The sequence below is a fragment of the Rhodococcus sp. NPDC060086 genome, assembly GCF_042730275.1.
GTDB lineage: Bacteria > Actinomycetota > Actinomycetes > Mycobacteriales > Mycobacteriaceae > Rhodococcus.
Genome location: NZ_JBHWWZ010000002.1, coordinates 218,138 through 235,947, shown reverse-complemented (window position 1 = coordinate 235,947; position 17,810 = coordinate 218,138). Strand labels below are relative to the sequence as shown.

13 protein-coding genes and 1 pseudogene are annotated in these 17,810 nt (G+C 65.9%); 6 read left to right on the top strand and 8 right to left on the bottom strand.

Annotated features, from left to right (window positions below):
• Nucleotides 1-47 precede the first annotated feature (47 nt).
• The 6 genes from ACFWB0_RS02775 to ACFWB0_RS02750 are packed head-to-tail and all read right to left on the bottom strand — an operon-like array spanning nucleotide 48 to nucleotide 6,830.
• Entirely contained in the window at nucleotides 48-1,526 is a 1,479-nt protein-coding gene (locus ACFWB0_RS02775) for a sodium:solute symporter family protein (protein ID WP_378488886.1), read from the bottom strand.
• A gap of 19 nt (nucleotides 1,527-1,545) precedes the next feature.
• A complete protein-coding gene (locus ACFWB0_RS02770; protein WP_378488885.1) occupies nucleotides 1,546-2,574 on the bottom strand; it encodes an isopenicillin N synthase family dioxygenase in 1,029 nt (342 codons plus the stop codon).
• A complete protein-coding gene (locus ACFWB0_RS02765; protein WP_378488884.1) occupies nucleotides 2,571-3,344 on the bottom strand; it encodes a hypothetical protein in 774 nt (257 codons plus the stop codon). Before ACFWB0_RS02765 ends, ACFWB0_RS02770 begins: the two co-directional genes overlap by 4 nt.
• Nucleotides 3,341-5,311, bottom strand: a complete 1,971-nt coding sequence (locus ACFWB0_RS02760; RefSeq protein WP_378488883.1) for a 5-oxoprolinase/urea amidolyase family protein — start codon at nucleotides 5,309-5,311, stop codon at nucleotides 3,341-3,343. Before ACFWB0_RS02760 ends, ACFWB0_RS02765 begins: the two co-directional genes overlap by 4 nt.
• Nucleotides 5,312-5,318: 7 nt before the next feature.
• A complete protein-coding gene (locus ACFWB0_RS02755; RefSeq protein ID WP_378488882.1) occupies nucleotides 5,319-5,984 on the bottom strand; it encodes an urea amidolyase associated protein UAAP2 in 666 nt (221 codons plus the stop codon).
• 3 nt (nucleotides 5,985-5,987) lie between these two features.
• Nucleotides 5,988-6,830: an urea amidolyase associated protein UAAP1 gene (locus tag ACFWB0_RS02750; RefSeq protein ID WP_378488881.1), complete on the bottom strand. Its 843-nt coding sequence runs from the start codon at nucleotides 6,828-6,830 to the stop codon at nucleotides 5,988-5,990.
• 176 nt (nucleotides 6,831-7,006) lie between these two features.
• Between ACFWB0_RS02750 and ACFWB0_RS02745 the strand changes: the two genes are divergently transcribed.
• A complete protein-coding gene (locus ACFWB0_RS02745) occupies nucleotides 7,007-7,690 on the top strand; it encodes a TetR/AcrR family transcriptional regulator (protein WP_378488880.1) in 684 nt (227 codons plus the stop codon).
• Between the two features lie 4 nt (nucleotides 7,691-7,694).
• Here ACFWB0_RS02745 and ctaD read toward each other — a convergent pair whose 3' ends face one another.
• Nucleotides 7,695-9,452: a cytochrome c oxidase subunit I gene (gene ctaD / locus ACFWB0_RS02740; RefSeq protein ID WP_378488879.1), complete on the bottom strand. Its 1,758-nt coding sequence runs from the start codon at nucleotides 9,450-9,452 to the stop codon at nucleotides 7,695-7,697.
• A gap of 194 nt (nucleotides 9,453-9,646) precedes the next feature.
• Between ctaD and ACFWB0_RS02735 the strand changes: the two genes are divergently transcribed.
• The 4 genes and pseudogenes from ACFWB0_RS02735 (at nucleotide 9,647) to fadD1 (ending at nucleotide 14,308) form a co-directional block, all read left to right on the top strand.
• The gene (locus ACFWB0_RS02735) at nucleotides 9,647-10,426 is read left to right on the top strand and encodes an SDR family NAD(P)-dependent oxidoreductase (RefSeq protein WP_378488878.1); all 780 of its coding nucleotides are present in this window, start codon (nucleotides 9,647-9,649) and stop codon (nucleotides 10,424-10,426) included.
• A 53-nt stretch (nucleotides 10,427-10,479) separates the two neighbouring features.
• A complete protein-coding gene (locus ACFWB0_RS02730) occupies nucleotides 10,480-11,808 on the top strand; it encodes a flavin-containing monooxygenase (protein ID WP_378488877.1) in 1,329 nt (442 codons plus the stop codon).
• Entirely contained in the window at nucleotides 11,805-12,740 is a 936-nt protein-coding gene (locus ACFWB0_RS02725; protein WP_378488876.1) for an alpha/beta hydrolase, read from the top strand. The genes ACFWB0_RS02730 and ACFWB0_RS02725 overlap by 4 nt, the downstream gene beginning before the upstream one ends.
• A 2-nt stretch (nucleotides 12,741-12,742) precedes the next feature.
• Nucleotides 12,743-14,308: pseudogene (fadD1, locus tag ACFWB0_RS02720) on the top strand (fatty-acid--CoA ligase FadD1).
• 51 nt (nucleotides 14,309-14,359) lie between these two features.
• Here the strand turns inward: fadD1 and ACFWB0_RS02715 are convergent.
• Nucleotides 14,360-16,699 carry an esterase-like activity of phytase family protein gene (locus ACFWB0_RS02715; RefSeq protein ID WP_378488875.1) on the bottom strand — a complete coding sequence of 780 codons (2,340 nt, stop codon included), beginning with the start codon at nucleotides 16,697-16,699 and terminating at the stop codon, nucleotides 14,360-14,362.
• Between the two features lie 217 nt (nucleotides 16,700-16,916).
• Here ACFWB0_RS02715 and ACFWB0_RS02710 point away from each other — a divergent pair, with 217 nt between their 5' ends.
• Nucleotides 16,917-17,807: a hypothetical protein gene (locus ACFWB0_RS02710; RefSeq protein ID WP_378488874.1), complete on the top strand. Its 891-nt coding sequence runs from the start codon at nucleotides 16,917-16,919 to the stop codon at nucleotides 17,805-17,807.
• Nucleotides 17,808-17,810: the final 3 nt, after the last annotated feature.

Genomic DNA, 17,810 nt, shown 5'->3' with positions numbered 1-17,810 from the left:
CACCGGCCCTACCGGTGGGTCCCGACCGCGCCTCGGGTGGTTCACATCTACGCCGCGACCAGTTCCTTCTCCGGGCCCGAGGTTGCAGCGGGCATCGGCGTCGGAGTCGGCCGTCGTACCAGCGCCACGCCGACGTACACAACGAGCGAGACGATCACGGCGAGGAATGTCGTCCACCCGTCGACGTCGGCCGTCACCAGATCGTTCGGGATGTACAGCAGGGTGTTGTCGACGCCGTAGATGGTGGGTGTGAGGACGAAGAACCCGACGCGCACCCCGATACCGACGATCGCAGCCGCGGCGACGGCAACGCCGTCACCGCGCGTCCAGAACAGGCCCAGGATGAACGGCACCACCAGCGACGCGAGCAGCAGGTCGAAGGTGAGGGTGAGCAGGATGCCGGTCTGCGGGACTCGCAGTGCGACGATCGCACCGAGCACCGCCATCGGGAGCATCGCCCAGCGAGTCGCCTTCATGACGTCCGACGACATCGCGGCGTGCTCACCACCGACCCGGAAGATGTTGCGCACCAGCACAGTCGCGGTGGACAGCAGGATTCCGCTGATCGTGGTCAGCGACGCAGTGACGAGACCCGACAGGACGAGGATCGACAGCCACTGCGGCGTGTACTCGCCGAGCAGCACGTACAGGATCGGCGCATCAGCTGCCTTGTCCCCCACGATGGACACCGCCGCGAGTGCGACGAACGACAGCGGGACGCACAGCAGCAGGATGCCCGTCGCTGCGGAGAAGCAGGCACGCTGTGCGGCATGCGGCGACTTGGCGGAGAACACGCGCTGCATCAGGTCGATCGCGACGAGGTTGCCGAGGCCGAGCGCGACGATCGTCGCCCAGTTGATCGCTGCACCCTGCGCGGGATCGGTGAGCTGACCCAGGTTACCTATCCCGAGGCCTTCGGGGCTCGAGAACCCGGGGCCGAACGCAACCCATACGAGCAGCGAGACTATTCCGACGACCATCACGGCGAACTGCACCATGCCGGTGTAGACGCTGGCGAACATCCCACCGGCCATGGTGTAGGCGAGCACGAACGGGATGATCACCAGCACTGCCATCGTGTAGTTCAGGCCCAGAAAGTATTCGAGCAGGTAGCCCAGCGCGACCAAGTTGCCCGCAAGCAGGATCCCGAAGCTCACGACCGTAAGGACCGACGCGGTGATCTCGGTGCTTCGCCCGAACCTCTGCCCGAAGTATTCGGGAAGGGTCACCACTCCGGTAGCGCGTAGCTTCTTCGCGAAGAACAGGCCCACGAGGAGCACGCTCACTGCAATACCCAGTGGCATCGCAGCGCCGGCCCAGAAACCGAATGCGGCGGACAGGTCTGCACTGCCGAGGGTCGCGTTGGAGTCGATGACCTGCGACATGAGCAGGACCGCGATGACGGGCGCGCCCAGTGAGCGGCCGGCCAGGAGGAAGTTCCCGGTATCTCCGCGAACTTTGCGAGTGGAATAGAAACCGGCCCCGAGCAGAACTACGAGGCACACGGCGACACCGGTGATGATCATGACAGCTCCATCGAGAGGGTCAGACGGCAGGAGCGCTGCGTTGGGCTTCGCGTCCGAGCGAGTAGAGAGGGCGTGCATTGTCGGGAAGAGCGATCTCACCATCAGCGAGACGGCGACGGAGGTAGACGAAACTCTGGGCGGTCTGCGCGAACAGGTGCTCGCCCGCTCGTACACCGTCGTACCGCGGACCGTATTCACCGACGAATCGATCCAGGGGTTCGACCCACGTGTCGTAGTCGACATTGAAGAAGAGCGGGAACGAGTAACGCTCTTCGGCTACCTTACGCACCCGATGTGACGTCGCTGTAAATATCCCGTTGGTCCAAATCTCCAGTAGGTCACCGATGTTCAGTACGAATGCGTCGTCACGGTACGGAACGTCGATCCAGGTGCCCTCGGCGTTGACGACCTGGAGTCCCGGCGCCGTGGGCAGCAGGAGCGTGAACACCTCGTAGTCGGTGTGGGCACCGATACCCGGCCGGTCGTCGGCACTCGGGTCGTGCGGATAGTGGATCATCCGCAGCTGTGCGGGTGGGGTGGTGACATATCGATCGAAGAGATCCGCTGGCTCACCCAAAGTTTCGGCGAAGGCGCGCAGGATTACTCGGCCGAGACCGAAGATCGCGTCGTAGTAGGCGGTGACGGGGCCGTCGAAGTTTTCGAGCGTGGGCCACTGGTTGGGTCCGAGCAACGGATTGCCCGCACGATAATCCGGGTCGTCGGCCGGGAGATCGATCGACAGGTCGTAGGCCTCTTTGTGGTCGGGGGTGGCTCCCGCAAACACTTCCTCCCCTGCCGGGACATATCCACGATGATTGGTGGAATTACCGATGTACACCGACATTTTCGTGTCTTCCGGTTCCGCGAAGAATCGCTCGGCTGCGCCCTTCAGCTCGTCGATCAGGGTGCGATCGATTCCGTGACCGATGATCTGAGCGAAGCCCACCCCGCGCGCCGCTCGGCCGAGTTCGTCGACCACGACGTCGCGTTCATCCGTGCCGACGATGAGAGCGGTGACGTCGATGACCGGAATACTGGTGAAGGTCACGGGATTCTCCTGGAGTCGGGGTCGAGTCGCTGCCAGTTCCGCATGACGGGATTCCCGTCGAGGTCGTGGTCGCGAGTGCCGATCCGGTCGCCGAACACCGGATTCAGGTGTGCACCGACCCGATACGGGAGACTCGAGGCGGTGATGATCCACTGCTCGCCGCGCACAACGCCGAGCGCGATCTCACAGTCGAAGAGGTCTTGTGCCGCGCGTAGGCTCGCCGCTCCGCGGATCTGTTCGTGCAGTGGACTGTCGAGCGGTGGACTGTCGAGCACGTGGGTACGGCCCCGGGCGAATGCGAAGTCGCCGCCCACGCGCACGACGACTCCGGGTGCACCGGTGTCGAGGTCCTCGAGCAGGTACTCGTCGATGTCCGGTGAGGTGGCGGCGATCCGCCAGTGTTCGATGTAGTCCTCGAATATGCCTTGCTCGACGAGGGTGCCGTGGTCGAATGCATTCAGCGCGCCCGCGTCCGGTGTCGGGCCTGCCGGGTGCAGCGCGACTGTGCGGCCCCATTCGACGTGGTCGCCGTTGTCGAACAGTGGGCCGGCGAATCCGTCCTGATCAGCCAGCACGAGGAGGTCTCCGATACCCAGGGCACGAAGCGCGGGTGCCTCGATCTTCGGTAGCGCGGCGGGCTGTCGAAGATCGCAGTACAGTGCGCGTCCTTGTAGCCAGGTGACACGAGTCGTCGTGTCGTCCGGATGCTCCGGTCTGCTCAGCAGGGTGCGCTCGAAACGGGTTCCCGAGAGGGACGTAGCGACCGTCACGCGCCGCCCTCCTTCCACCGTGCACGTTCCTGCGCGAAGGCCACGGACTGCACGCGCTGGAAGGCGTCGATCGGTTCGGTGTTGTCCACCAGGAACTTCCGGTGTTCGGCGAGGGAGAAGGTGCCGTCGGTGATCTCCACTCCCCCACCGCGACCGGCGGCGAGGTCGGCGCGCAGGTCGAGTAGCTCCTCGGGATCGACCGGGTACCAGGAGATGCGGTCGAAGAATCGCAGCAGCCATGGCGTGCCGTCCTCGAACGGCCCGGCCTGTTGCGGATGCCGGTGGTTCCACACCTGGGTGGTGCGTCCGACGAACTGATAGCCGCCTGGGCCTTCCATCCCGTAGATGCACAGATACGCGCCACCGATCCCGACTGCGTTCTCCGGAGTCCAGGTGCGCGCGGGGTTGTATTTGGTGGTGACGAGCCGGTGTCGCGGGTCGAGTGGCGTCGCGACCGGCGCGCCGAGGTACACGTCGCCGAGCCCGAGCACCATGTACTCGGCGGCGAAGACGGTGTCGAACACGTCGGCGACGGTGTCCAGGCCGTTCATGCGGCGGATGAACTCGATGTTCCACGGGCACCACGGCGCATCGGAGCGCACGCCGTGCATGTAGCGCTGGATGGCTTCGCGGGTCGCGGGGTCGTCCCACGACAGCGGCAGCCGCACGTGTCTGCTGGGTACCTCCAGTTCGTCGCTGTCGCCGAGGGTGTCCTCGACCTCCGCGAGGTGGCCGAGGAGGGTCTTGACGGGCAGGACGTCGGGGTCGACCTTGACCTGCAGCGAGCGGATACCCGGGGTGAGTTCGAGCAGGCCGCGAGGCCGGTCGGCGTCGAGACGCTGGTGCAGTGCGTGGACGCGGGCGCGCAGGCCCAGGTCGAGGGTCATGTCGCCGTATTCGACGAGCACGTTGTCGTCGCCGCTGCGCCGGTAGGTGACGTCGGTATGGCCGTCGCGGCGGGCGAGCACCCCGTCGTCGCCGTCGCCGCCGGTGGAGGTGACCAGCGACAACCCTGCGCGACGCGCGGTTCCGAGTGTGCGGCGGGATGCGACGCGCTCGGCGCGCACCGGTACGAACCGGATCGTGTTTCCGGGGGCGAGCTGACCGAGCTTCCAGCGGTCGGCGGACGCCACGGTCACCGGACACACGAAGCCGCCGAGGCTCGGGCCGTCGGGTCCGAGGAGGATCGGGGTGTCGCCGGTGAAGTCGAGTGCGCCGACAGAGTAGGCATTGTCGTGGATGTTCGAGGGGTGCAGTCCGGCCTCACCGCCGTCGGTGCGGGCCCACTCGGGTACCGGGCCGACGAGTCGGACGCCGGTGCGGTCGGAGTTGAAGTGCACTTCGTAGTCGGTGGCGTAGAGGGTGTCGATATCGGCGCGGGTGAAGAACTCGGGTGCGCCGTGTGGGCCTTCGGTGACCGCGATCTGCCAGTGCGAGGTCAGTGCGGGGATGTGTTCGGAGGGCACTGCGGTGTGCTTGCCCGCAGTGGTGTCGCCGACGACGAGCACGTCTCCTTCGCGGAGGGTGCGGCCCTCGTGGCCACCGAATGTTCCGAGAGTGAAGGTGGCTGTGCTGCCCAGGAATTGGGGAACGTCGAGGCCACCGGCGATCAGCACGTACACACGCAGGCCCGGGCCGTCGATCGTTCCGACGTCGAGCAGGCCGCCTTCCGGAACCGTGACCGGCCGCCACTGCGGCACGATCTCACCGTCGACGCGCACCGTGACAGGAGCACCCGTCACGCACACCACGGTGTCCTCGGTGAACCGCAGGGCCGGTCCGGCCATTGCAGATTCGAGGCCGGGTGCGCCCTCGTCGTTTCCGAGGGCGGTGTTGCCGAGCCGGAACGACAGGTCGTCCATGGGCCCGGACGGCGGCACACCGATCTGCCAGTATCCGGCGCGACCCGGGTAGTCCTGGACGGTGGTGAGCATTCCGGGGCGTTCGACGGTGATCTTCGTGGTCATGGCTTGTTCACACCTCCTGCGGGCGTGTGACGATCATCCGCACCGGTGTGGGATCGAAACCGTTGCACGGGTTGTTGATCTGCGGGCAGTTGGAGACGAGCATCAGCACGTCGCGCTCGGCGCGGATGGCGAGGCGCTTGCCGGGTGCAGAGAGTCCGTCGACGATGCCGAGGGTGCCGTCGGCCTCGACAGGCACATTCATGAAGAAGTTGATGTTGGACACCAGGTCTCGCTTGCCGAGCCCGAACTTGGCACCTTCGATCAGGAAGTTCTCGACGCATGCGTGCTGATGTTTGGTGTGGTGTCCGTAGCGGAGTGTGTTCGATTCCTGCGAGCACGCTCCGCCGACGGTGTCGTGGCTGCCGACCTCGTCGCCGACGAGCGTCATGAGGGGTTCGCCGTCGGCGTCGCGCAGTACCGATCCGGTAGAGAGGAACAGATTGCCCTGTCCCGCGACGGTCGCGGCGGCGCTGTAGCGGGAGGCGGTGTCGTGGGCGTCGTAGATCAGGGTGTCGACAGCCTGGTTGCCGTGGAGATCGACGATTGTCAGGACGTCACCGGCGGCGACGACCGCCGACCAGGGTCCGCGGAGTTCGACGGTCTCGTCGAGCACGACGGTTCCTGGGACGAGTGCGGCAGGGTCGAGGGTGGCAGGGGCGAGGGTGGCGGTCATGTCTCAGTTCTCCATTCCGGATTCGGCAGCAGCCCAGGCGTCTTCGGTGTTGAGCACAGCGCGGTGGTACTCGGGCTCGGAGGTACCGACCGAATCGAGGTCGCCGACGGCGCGCCATGCGGTCACTTCGAGTGAGGTGGTGTCGAAGTCGGGGCTCGGGTCGAGCGGGTGCGCGGTGTTGGCGATGAGCACGACGACCGGAAGGTGTACGAGCAGTTCGACGTACGCGCCGGCGCCCGCGGTGCCGATGCTGGTGAGCGCGCCGTCGTCTCCGACGCGGATACCGTGGAAGAACGACAGTGACGGCGGGAGGTCGCGGGGCTGCAGATCGTGCTTGGCTGCGGCGACCTTGAACAGTTCACGTCCCGCCGGTGAAGTCGAGTGCAGCGCACCCGCGCCGTATCGCGCGGTGTTTCCGGCCGCGTGGCTCGTACCGCACAGGGCATCGTGGTGGCCCGAGGTGTCGGCCATGACGGTCGCGAGTACACGGCCCTGATCCGACAGCAGGGGATGCCCGACGCCGAGGTAGGCCTGCCACGGCACCTTGACGGTGTCGGCGACGTTGAGCCGCTCGTGCGTGGCGTCGGCGCGGAACAGCAGGAGGTGGGCGCACGCGGCGCCGTCGAGGTCGCGCAGACGCAGGCGGGTGCCGCGGGCGAGGACCTTGCCGGTGTACCGACCGCCGGGCACGGTCTCGGCCCAGGTCATCGACACGGGTCGGCCGGTGGGCGGGGTCGGCCACGCCGACGCAGGCACGATCGGCATGGCATCGGTGACGGTTCCGGCCTGAGCACGTGCATGGGTTCGGGCGGCGTGGGTCGTGGCTGTCGCGAGTGTCTCGGTCATGGCGCTCCGATTCGTGGCGGACGGGGAAACTGTCGAGTGACAGTTTTCAGAGCGCGCATCTTCGGAGGATGTCCACGGCGTAACAAGTGTGTGGCCGATGTTTCGGGCGGATGACGTAACACTCACACATCGATCAGATTGGGCAGCAACATAACTCGCTGTGGCAGGGTGGCGATGTGACCAGAGCAGGACCAGGCCGACCACGGCTGACAAGCCCCCGACGCCCGGGCAACACAGCTCGCGCGGAGATCCTCGACGCCGCCGCGGAGTTGTTCAGCACGCGCGGTTTCGCGACCACCACGACGCGGCAGATCGCCGACGCCGTCGGTGTGCGTCAGGCGTCGCTCTACAACCATTTCGCGACGAAGAACGACATCCTCGTCACACTGCTCCACGACACCATCGCCCCGACCATCGAGTTCGACGAGAGCCTCGACGACACCGAGCCGGCCGAGGTGCTGCTGTGTGCGCTGACGTGGTTCGACGCGGCGCAGCTGTGCGCGGGTCGGTGGAATCTGGGCGCCCTGTACTTACTGCCGGAAGTGCGCACCGATCCGTTCGAGACGTTCCGGCGAGGCCGCTTACGCCTTGCGCGTCGCTACCGCGACCTCGCCGTCGAAGTACTCGGCGGCGGAGTGCTCGCCGGTAGAGATCCGCGCGCCGACCTGCCGTTCCGGCTCGTGGAATCGGTCATCGACATCCGCGCCGACGAACACCCGATCGACGCGCGCCTTCCTGAAACCCTCGCCACCGCGGCGCTCACCGTACTCGGCCGTCCCTCTGACGTCGTAGATCGGGCGCGAGCACTCGTCGTCGGTCTCGCGAGTGAGTCACTCGGCGTTGTTCGCGCGTGCGAATGAGGCGTCAGTGCTGTGTTTCCGCACTGTCGGGTGGGGTGCGTTCCGCACCTTCCTCGAGCACACTCACGTTGTGCTTCTGACTGCCGGGACCCACATGCGCCTCAGCGCGCATCCGATCCGACATGTGCGGGTAGTGCAGTTCGAACGCGGGCCGCTCCGACCGGATCCTCGGCAATTCTGTGAAGTTGTGGCGCGGTGGCGGGCAGGTGGTGGCCCACTCGAGTGAGTTGCCGTAGCCCCACGGGTCGTCGACCGTGACGACCTGACCGTAGCGGTAGCTCTTGAACACGTTCCACAGGAACGGCAACGTCGACGCACCCAGGATGAACGCACCGATGGTGGAGACCGCGTTGAGGGTGGAGAATCCGTCGGACGGCAGGTAGTCGGCATACCGACGTGGCATGCCCTCGTTGCCGAGCCAGTGTTGCACCAGGAACGTGGTGTGGAACCCGACGAACGTCAGCCAGAAATGCCACTTACCGAGCCGCTCGTCCATCATGCGGCCCGTCATCTTCGGGAACCAGAAGTAGATGCCGGCATAGGTCGCGAACACGATGGTGCCGAACAGCACGTAGTGGAAGTGTGCCACCACGAAGTAGGTGTCGTGCACGTGGAAGTCGAGCGGCGGGCTCGCGAGGATGATCCCGGTCAGGCCACCGAACAGGAACGTGATCAGGAAGCCGACCGAGAACAACATCGGTGTCTCGAAGGTGATCTGACCTCGCCACATGGTGCCGATCCAGTTGAAGAACTTCACGCCCGTCGGCACCGCGATGAGGAAGGTCATGAACGCGAAGTACGGCAACAGCACCGCGCCGGTCGCGTACATGTGGTGGGCCCACACCGCGACGGACAGCGCCGCGATCGCGATGGTCGCGTAGACCAGGCCGGAGTACCCGAAGATCGGTTTGCGGCTGAACACCGGGAAGACTTCCGAGACGATGCCGAAGAACGGCAGCGCGACCACGTAGACCTCGGGATGCCCGAAGAACCAGAACAGGTGTTGATAGAGCAGTACGCCGCCGGTCGCCGGATCGTAGATGTGTCCGCCGAGGATCCGATCGACCAACGCTCCCATGAACGCCGCCGTGAGAAGGGGAAACACCAGCAGCACCAGGATCATCGTGATGAAGATGTTCCACGTGAAGATCGGCATCCGGAACATGGTCATACCCGGCGCGCGCATGCACACAACGGTGGTGATCATGTTGACGCCACCGAGAATCGTGCCGAGGCCGGTGACTGCCAGGCCGGCGAACCACAGGCTCGCACCGACCCCGGGCGCGTGGATCGCGTTGGCGAGCGGCATGTACGAGGTCCAGCCGAAGTCCGGGCCACCACCGGGAGTGATCAGACCGAAGAGGACGACGAGCGCACCGAACAGGAACAGCCAGTAACTGAACGCATTCAGTCGGGGGAATGCGACATCGGGTGCGCCGATCTGCAGCGGGAGGATGTAGTTGGCGAAGCCGAACACAATGGGTGTCGCATAGAGCAGCAGCATGATGCCGCCGTGCATCGTGAACAGCTGGTTGTACTGCTCGTTCGACAGGAACTGCAGTCCCGGCACAGCGAGTTCGGTGCGCATCAGCAGCGCCATCAGCCCGCCGACCAGGAAGAAGGCGAAGGCGGTGACGATGTACATGATCCCGAGCGTTTTCGGATCGGTCGTCGTGATGAGGTTGTAGAGCACCGCCCCCTTGCGGGCTCGCCGCTCCGGATACGGCCTTGTTGCTCGGGTTTCCACCACTACCGGATTCATGCACGAACCTCCCGGTCGACCGCGGCGCCGACGTACGGCATTCCACCGGCGCCTGCCCCTCCGCATGCCTGAACTCCCCGGAACAGGCCGGTAGCCACGAGCGTAGACCCCCTCGACCGACACGGCCATGGATTGACCGAATCCGGGATCTGCGAGTAGAACTCCTCGGAAACCGGACTCTCGAAGGAGCATTCGTGAAGACAGCTGTGGTCGTGGGCGGCGCGTCGGGCATCGGCTGGGCGACGTGTCGTCTCCTGCACGAGCGCGGAGCGACAGTGGTGGTCGCAGACGTGAACGAACAGGCAGCCGCCGAGCGGGCAGCCGAACTCGGCGATCGTGCTCGTGCACTCCATGTGGACGTGACCGAGGAAGCGTCGGTGGAGGCGCTGTTCGCGAGCGTCGTCGACGTGGAAGGCGCACCGGACACGGTGGTCGGATGCGCGGGTCTGTCAGCACTCGGGCTGATCACCGATCTCGGGTTGGACGAGTGGAAGATGACGCTCGACGTCTGTTTGACCGGCGCATTTCTGGTGCTCAAGCATGCCGGTCGCGTACTGCGAGGCGGGGGAAGTATCACGACCATCGCGTCGCTCAACGGTCGTCAGCCGGCGCAAGGAATGGCGGCGTACTGCTCGGCGAAGGCGGGAGTTCTCATGCTCACCGAGGTCGCGGCGCTCGAACTGGGATCGCGGGGGATCCGCGTCAATGCCGTGTCGCCCGGGCTCGTCGACACTCCCCTGACCGCAGGGGTGTCGCTGGTCCCGGGTTTACGGGAGGACTACCTGGAGAACATGCCGTTGGGGCGTGCCGGCGAACCGGAGGAGATCGCCGAGATGGTCGCGTTCATCGCGTCCGACGCCGCGTCGTGGATGACCGGAGCGACCGTCGATCTCAACGGCGGCGCCCATACGGGCCGCTACCCGGACATGCCCGCCCACATAGCGGCGATGGTGTCAGGGCCGCAGAGCCCGTGATCCGTCGGCCGAATCCATGTACATCGCATGGAACATGTTCTACATTGCTCCCCATGAAGGCACCCACCACCGCCATCATCGGCGCGGGTATCAGCGGCCTGACCTCAGGCAAGATGTTGTGCGACTACGGGGTGCCCTACACGTGCTTCGAATCGTCCGATCGCGTGGGCGGGAACTGGGCGTTCGGCAATCCGAACGGGCGTAGCAGCGCGTATCGGTCGCTGCACATCGACACGTCCAAGCATCAACTGTCGTTCCGGGACTATCCGATCCCGGAGTCCTACCCCGATTTTCCTCACCACAGTCAGATCAAGGACTATCTCGACGGCTACACCGACGCCTTCGGCCTACGTGAGCACATCGAGTTCGGCAACGGTGTACGGCACGCGAGGCATGTACCCGGCGGCGGTTGGGAGCTCGACCTCGACGACGGCAGCACCCGCGCTTTCGAATTCCTGGTGGTGGCCAACGGTCACCACTGGGATCCGCGCGTGCCCGAGTTTCCCGGAGAATTCACCGGAGACGCGCTCCACTCGCACCACTACATCGACCCCCGCACGCCGCTCGACTTCGCGGGCAAACGCATCCTCGTCGTCGGTATCGGCAACAGCGCCGCCGACATCGCCGTCGAGTTGTCGTCGAGGGCCCTCGACACCGAGGTGACGTTGTCGACGCGGTCGAGCGCGTGGATCGTCCCGAAGTACATTGCGGGCAGACCGGCCGACAAGTACTTCCGCACACTCCCCCACGTGCCGCTCGGGTGGCAACGCACGCTCGCTCAGCTCGGCCAGCCACTGTTGTCGGGCCGTCCCGAGCGGTACGGGCTTCCGACCCCGAACCACAAATTCTTCGAAGCACACCCCACCCAGTCCGTCGAGTTGCCGTTGCGACTCGGATCCGGCGACATCACCCCCTCACCGAACATCGAACGTTTCGACGGTCGCACAGTGCATTTCGTCGACGGAACGTCGGGAGAATTCGACATCATCGTCTACGCGACCGGGTACAACATCACCTTCCCGTTCTTCGACCCCGAGTTCATCAGTGCCCCCGACAATCACATCGCTCTCTACAAGCGGATCTTCGCACCGGGCATCGACGACCTCGCGTTCGCAGGGTTCGCGCAGGCCGTCCCGACACTGTTCCCGTTCGTCGAATGTCAGGCGCGGCTGATCGCGGCATACGTGACCGGTCACTATGCGCTGCCGTCGCCCCGCACGATGGAACGCGTAATCGTCGCCGACCAGCAGAAGTTCACCGGTCACATGCTCGACCGGCCACGGCACACCCAACAGCTCGACTACTTCGTGTACGAGCACGACATTCGCACCCGTGAGCTTCCCGCCGGGCTTGCCCGCGCCTCCCGGGGAAGGACATCATGACGTACACGCAGCTCACCTTCCGATCCGGGAACGACGACATCGACGCGTGGCATTTCGCTGCGCACGGCGAGGCCTTCGTCCGGGACGGTCGTGCTCCGGTGGTGGTGATGGCCCACGGGCTCGGCGGCACGAAGGATTCGGGGCTGGCACCGTTCGCCGACGCACTGGCCGGCGCAGGCCTGCAGGTCCTCGCATTCGACTACCGCGGTTTCGGGACGTCCGGTGGAAGCCCACGGCAACGTGTCGATCCCGACGGTCAGGTCGCCGACTACCACGCCGCGATCGAGGTTGCCCGCTCTCTCGACGGTGCCGATCCCGACCGCGTGGTGGTCTGGGGTGTGTCGCTGTCGGGTGGGCATGTGTTCACTGTGGCGGCTCAGGCATCGGTCGCGGCAGCGGTATCGTTGACGCCGCTCGTCGACGGCGTCGCGGCGGGTGTTCTTGCCGCACGGCACCATCCGCCGAGCGCACTGGCACGTTCCACCTCGGCCGGCGTGCGGAGCCGACTCCGCTCGCTGACGGGGAGAGCGCCGACGAGGATTCCACTCGTCGGCCGCCCGGGCGAGGTGGCCGCGCTGAGCCTAGACGGCTACTTCGAGGATTACACGGCCCTCGCCGGACCGACCTGGCGCAACGAGGTCGACGCCGACATCGGCCTGACGCTGGGTTCGTTCCGCCCAGGGCGACACGCGTCTGCCGTGTCGTGCCCGATGCTCGTGCAGATAGCCGACTTCGACCGCAGTGCACCACCGCGTGCTGCGGCGGACGCAGCGTTCCGGGCGCGCGCCGAGGTTCGGCACTACCCCGGCGACCATTTCGACGTGTGGCCGAGCAAGGACTTGTTCGCCACTGCAGTAGGGCACCAAATCTCTTTTCTCACAAGACATCTGGTTGTAGATCCCATCGCTCTTACTCCCACCACTGCGAGGTAGACATGGCCGACACCGTTCAGCAGGCACTCCGTGAGCGGCTCGACGACGACACCACGGCACTCGTTCACGACACCGGCACCTAGAGCTGGCGCGAGCACCTCGCGCTGGCGTCGGCACAGGCGGCGGCGCTGTTGTCGCTCGTCGACCGCACCGCTCCGGTTCACGTCGGCGCGCTACTCGGCAATACCCCGGATATGCTCCTCGCGATCGCGGCGGCGGGGCTCGGCGGGTATCCGCTCGTCGGCATCAACACCATGCGGCGTGGCGAGGGTCTTGCCCACGACATCCTGCGCGCCGACTGCCAGATCCTGTTGACGGACCCCGAGCACCAACCACTGCTCGACGGACTCGACCTCGGCAACGTACGGGTGATCGATGTGTCGAGTACCGAATGGACCGACACCGTGGCGTCGGCCGGCAAATTCGAACCGCTGCGTGAAGCCGACCCGACGGATCCGTTCATGCTGATCTTCACATCGGGCACCAGCGGCGACCCGAAACCGGTGCGGCTCGCACACATCATGGTGTTGTTCGCGGGCACCACTCTCGTCGACCGCTTCTCGATCACGAGCGACGATGTCGTATATCTGTCGATGCCGCTGTTCCACTCGAACGCGATCCTCGGCGGCTGGTGCGTGTCGCTGTGCAGTGGAGCGGCGATGGCGCCGGCGTCGTTCTCGGCGTCGGGACTCCTCCCGGACCTCCGCCGCTACGGCGCGACGTACATGAATTACGTCGGCAAACCCCTCGCCTACGTGCTCGCAACCCCACCGCAACCCGACGATGCCGACAACTCGCTGCGCGTCGCGTTCGGCAACGAAGCAACGGACCGCGATATCGAGGAGTTCGCCCGGCGCTTCGATTGTGAGGTGTGGGACGGGTTCGGCTCGACGGAGAGCGCCGTCATCATCACCCGCGACGAGGGCACTCCACCGGGGTCGATCGGTAAAGGCCTCCCGGGTGTCGCTGTGTACGACTCGGCTACCGTCACCCAGTGTCCGCCTGCGGAATTCGATGCGCATGGCGCGCTCGTCAACGCCGACAAGGCAATCGGTGAACTCGTCAACACACAGGGCGCCGGCTTCTTCTCGGGTTACTACAACGACGACGCTGCCACCGACCAGCGTCTTCGGCACGGCATGTTCTGGTCGGGCGATCTGGCCTACGCCGATGGCGACGGCTGGATCTACCTTGCGGGGCGCACGGCCGACTGGATGCGCGTCGATGGCGAGAACCTTGCGGCCGCGCCCATCGAGCGCATCCTGCAGCGGCTGCCGCAGCTGAGCCGGGTCGCGGTGTACGGCGTGCCCGACGAGCATGTCGGCGACCAGGTGATGGCGTCGATCGTGCTGCGAGACGACACGTCGCTGACTCCCGACGCCTTCTCCGCGTTCCTCGCCGACCAGGCCGATCTGTCGCCCAAGGCCTGGCCGCGGTACGTGCGGATCGCTTCCGACCTCCCCACCACCGCCACCAACAAAATCCTCATACGCGCGCTGAAGGAAGCCGGGAGGGCCGGCGACGGCGTGTGGACCCTCCGCGACGGCCGCTATATGTGCCCGAAATGATGGTTGGTGTGTCGCAATATCGGGCGCCAACCATCATTTCGGGCGTCTAGGTCAGCCGCCGAGCGCAGCTCCGGCCGGCCCCAGGTCGAGGAACACCGTTTCGCCGTTCGCGTCGTCGAGTCCGTCGTTGTCGGTCACGACGTACAGGTTGCCGTTGCCGGCGATCGCAACACCTTCGACCTTCTCCTGCACGTAGCCGCGGGTTGCCTGCAGGTCCGGCAGCAGGTCGCGCGCCAGGCTCTTGGGCAGCACCTGCGGGGTCTCGTCGGCCGTGGTCACTCCGCCTGCGGTGGGGATGCCGACGCGGTAGATCGCCTTGACGCGAGCATCGGGTCCGTTGAGCTTGTCTCGTTCGAGAATCAGCAGCGCTCCGTCGTGGACGACGATCTCGGACAGGCCGATCCAGTCTCCCTCTGCGTCGGTGCTCTCGAGCTGATAGCCGAACCACTCCCACTCTCCGTTCTCGGAGGTGTAGCGGCCGATGCGGGCGACACCCTCGTCGTCGCTCTCGATTTCGCGCTGCAGCACCGCCCAGATCGCGTCACCGTCGACGGCCACGCCCTCGAATCCCTGACCGCCGAGCCCGGCCGCGATGTCGTCGGGCAGTACGATCCGTTCCTCGATGCTGCCGTCCGCCGCCACGACGACGAGTTCGTTGCCGGGGCCTTCCTCACCTTCGACAGCCAGGACGAATCCACCGTCGGGACGCGCGGAGACGCCTTCCACGTCGAGTGCGACCGGCTCGCCGTTCTCGGTGATCGCAAGTTCGCTGTCGATCAGCGCGGGCGACTGCGACAGATCCACGCCGAGGACCCGCGCCGGGCCGTATGCGATATCGGTGGCGGTGAACAACCGGTTGTCGTCGGCCGGGTCTGCCGACAGTGCACCGAGCGCACCCCAGCCGAGGGGCACTTCGTCGAGGTCGCCGGACACGATCGAGGGGAACGACGGGGTTCCGGCGTTCTCCGCGAACGCGTCACCGTATCCGTAGACGCTGATCGAGGCGCGGACCCGCGCCTCGGCGTCGTCGGTTTCGGACGCGATGACAAGCAGGTCGCGCTCCGGGATCGGCAGGATGCCTTCGGGGCCGGGTGTCGTCGGCAGGGTCTGGACGAATTCGGGTGCGGTGGGGTCGCTGACGTCGTACACCGCGACGAAGTTGCTGCGTTCCGAGGCCACGAGAGCAGTCGGCCGGCCACCGATATCGGTGATGGCCAGGCCTTCGGGCTCGGGGCCCTTCGACTCCGCGCGGCCCTCGATGTGTAGGCCGGTACGCACTGCCAACTGGGAGAACGAATTGCCTGCGTCCCACACGACGTCGCCGGTCGCGGCGTCGAAGATGGTCCAGCCGCGAGTGCCGCCCTTCCAGTCGCCTTCGTTGGCGGTGGCGAGGTGGTCGTCGCCGATCCAGCCGATGGCGTCGGGTTCACGGGGCGTCTCGGGGATCGAGCCGGTCTGGTCGAGCACGCCGTCCTCTGCGGTGTCGATGCCGTCGACGGAGACGGTTCCGGCACTGAAGATCGAGGTCACCTCACCGGTGGGCCCGTCGATGATCGCGATGCCGTTGTTCTCCTGCATCGTCACCGCGACCTGGCCGCGGGAGTTGATGCTGACGTATTCGGGCTCGAGGTCTTCGGGGGTGTCGAGTCCGGCGGTGCGGGCCTGCTCGACGTCGAAGTCGACCGTACGTGCCGTCCAGGCGGCCGGCTCTCCGACGAGGTCGATGAACTGCATGAAACCCGTGGGTGCCTGCGGGAGGTCGCCTTCCTCGGCGCCGTCCGGGGTGAACTCCTCGTCGCGCTGATTCTCCATCGCGATCGCCGCGAATGTGCCGTCGCGGCTGATGGCGATCGAGTCCGGCTGGCCGCCGAGATCGATGCTGTGCACCCGCGTGCGGTCGGCGACCCGGACGATGTCGACGCGTCCGGACGGGTCGGTGAAGTCGCCTCCGCTGGTGTCGACGACCACCAGGACGAATTCGCCGAATGCGACGACGGAGGTCGGCTGATCGTCGGCGTTACCGAGATCTACCAGCGAAAGTGTTCCCGTACCCACCGGGTTCGCGGGGTCGCGGATATCGACGAACCCGATTCGCTTTGCTGTCGCATCGGTGTAGATCACGGTGTTGCCGTCGGGGGTGACGGTCGAGATCTCGGCCACGGTCTCGGTATCGAGAGGCTCGTCGGCGGGCCGATTCTGGAACACCGGGTAGGTCGCCTGCCGGTGGTAGCGTTCCGAATCCGGAACATTCCAGTCGATCGACGACGTAGCTCGCGGGGCCTCCCGGTCGGGTTCGTCGGATGTGCCACCCCCGTCCGTCGAGCATGCGGCTGTCATCAATGCTGCGATGGCAGCGATCGCCGCCATGCGGCTTCGGTTCGACGTCGTCATCTGTCCTCTTTGTTCGTTTTCCTGTGCATGATCGTGCGAGCTTTTCCCCCGCGGATGACCCGAAGGGGATTTCCGGATGAACACGGAGCGTCAGGCACATGTCCGGTACGCCGCCTTGGCCGGAAGTTGTCCACAGGCGGCCGATTCATCCACAGAACCGACGGTTTCGACCGTCTTTCGTCGAGGCACTGTTCCGGCGTGCGGCAGGATCGCCCGCATGGGGGATCCACGAGTACTGACCCGAGCACAACTCCTCGATTCAGGCATCTCTGCCTTCGAGATCGCACAGAAGTTGCGGCGCGGCGAGTTGGTCCCGATCGCGCACGGAATCCACTTACGCCGCGGCGACTACGACGCGCTCGACGAGGTCGGACGTCACCGGGTTCTGGCCTGTCATATCGGCTCGACAATGGGCACGGGGCACACGATCAGTCACGTCTCTGCGGCAATCCTCCACGGAGCGCCGGTGTGGAACGTTCCGCTCGAGCGCGTACACGTGTCGCGGGGTTCGGGTGCACGGCAGATGGGGCGGGTCCACACCCACGCTGCGCAGTGGTCGGATGCGGACCTCGCCGTCGTCGACGGTGTGCCGGTAACCTCCGTGGCACGGACGATCGCGGATGTCGCACGTACCGTAGGGCGGACGGAAGCTGTCGTCATCGGTGATGCGCTCCTTCGCATCGACACCGCAGCCGCATCCGCATTGCCGTCCATTGTGGAAACAGTAGCGGGGTCGAAAGGTGTCGCACGCGCGCGAGCACTGATCGGTTTTCTCGATGCGCGAAGCGAAAGCGTCGGCGAGTCGGTGTCGCGGGTGCGGATCGCCGAGGCGGGGTTGACGCGTCCAGAACTCCAACACGAGGTTGTCGTCCGCGATGGGCGACGCTACCGCCTCGACTTCTTCTGGGAAGGCGACGGCGTGGTCGGGGAATTCGACGGGTTGGGGAAGTACGCCGACCGACGCGACCTTGTCGCCGAGAAGCGCCGTGAGGACGCGCTGCGCGACATCGGGCTGGAGGTGATCCGTTGGAACTGGGCAGAACTGGACCATTTCGATGTCGTCGTTCAACGGTTCGAACGTGCTCGGTCACGTAGACGCACGAAATAACGG

Excerpts from the sequence above, each read along its gene's own strand:
- ACFWB0_RS02775 (WP_378488886.1), bottom strand. The coding sequence starts at position 1,526 with ATGATCATCACCGGTGTCGCCGTGTGCCTCGTAGTTCTGCTCGGGGCC.
- ACFWB0_RS02760 (WP_378488883.1), bottom strand. The coding sequence starts at position 5,311 with ATGACCACGAAGATCACCGTCGAACGCCCCGGAATGCTCACCACCGTC.
- ACFWB0_RS02755 (WP_378488882.1), bottom strand. The coding sequence starts at position 5,984 with ATGACCGCCACCCTCGCCCCTGCCACCCTCGACCCTGCCGCACTCGTC.
- ACFWB0_RS02750 (WP_378488881.1), bottom strand. The coding sequence starts at position 6,830 with ATGACCGAGACACTCGCGACAGCCACGACCCACGCCGCCCGAACCCAT.
- ctaD (WP_378488879.1), bottom strand. The coding sequence starts at position 9,452 with ATGAATCCGGTAGTGGTGGAAACCCGAGCAACAAGGCCGTATCCGGAG.
- ACFWB0_RS02730 (WP_378488877.1), top strand. The coding sequence starts at position 10,480 with ATGAAGGCACCCACCACCGCCATCATCGGCGCGGGTATCAGCGGCCTG.
- ACFWB0_RS02725 (WP_378488876.1), top strand. The coding sequence starts at position 11,805 with ATGACGTACACGCAGCTCACCTTCCGATCCGGGAACGACGACATCGAC.
- ACFWB0_RS02715 (WP_378488875.1), bottom strand. The coding sequence starts at position 16,699 with ATGACGACGTCGAACCGAAGCCGCATGGCGGCGATCGCTGCCATCGCA.
- ACFWB0_RS02710 (WP_378488874.1), top strand. The coding sequence starts at position 16,917 with ATGGGGGATCCACGAGTACTGACCCGAGCACAACTCCTCGATTCAGGC.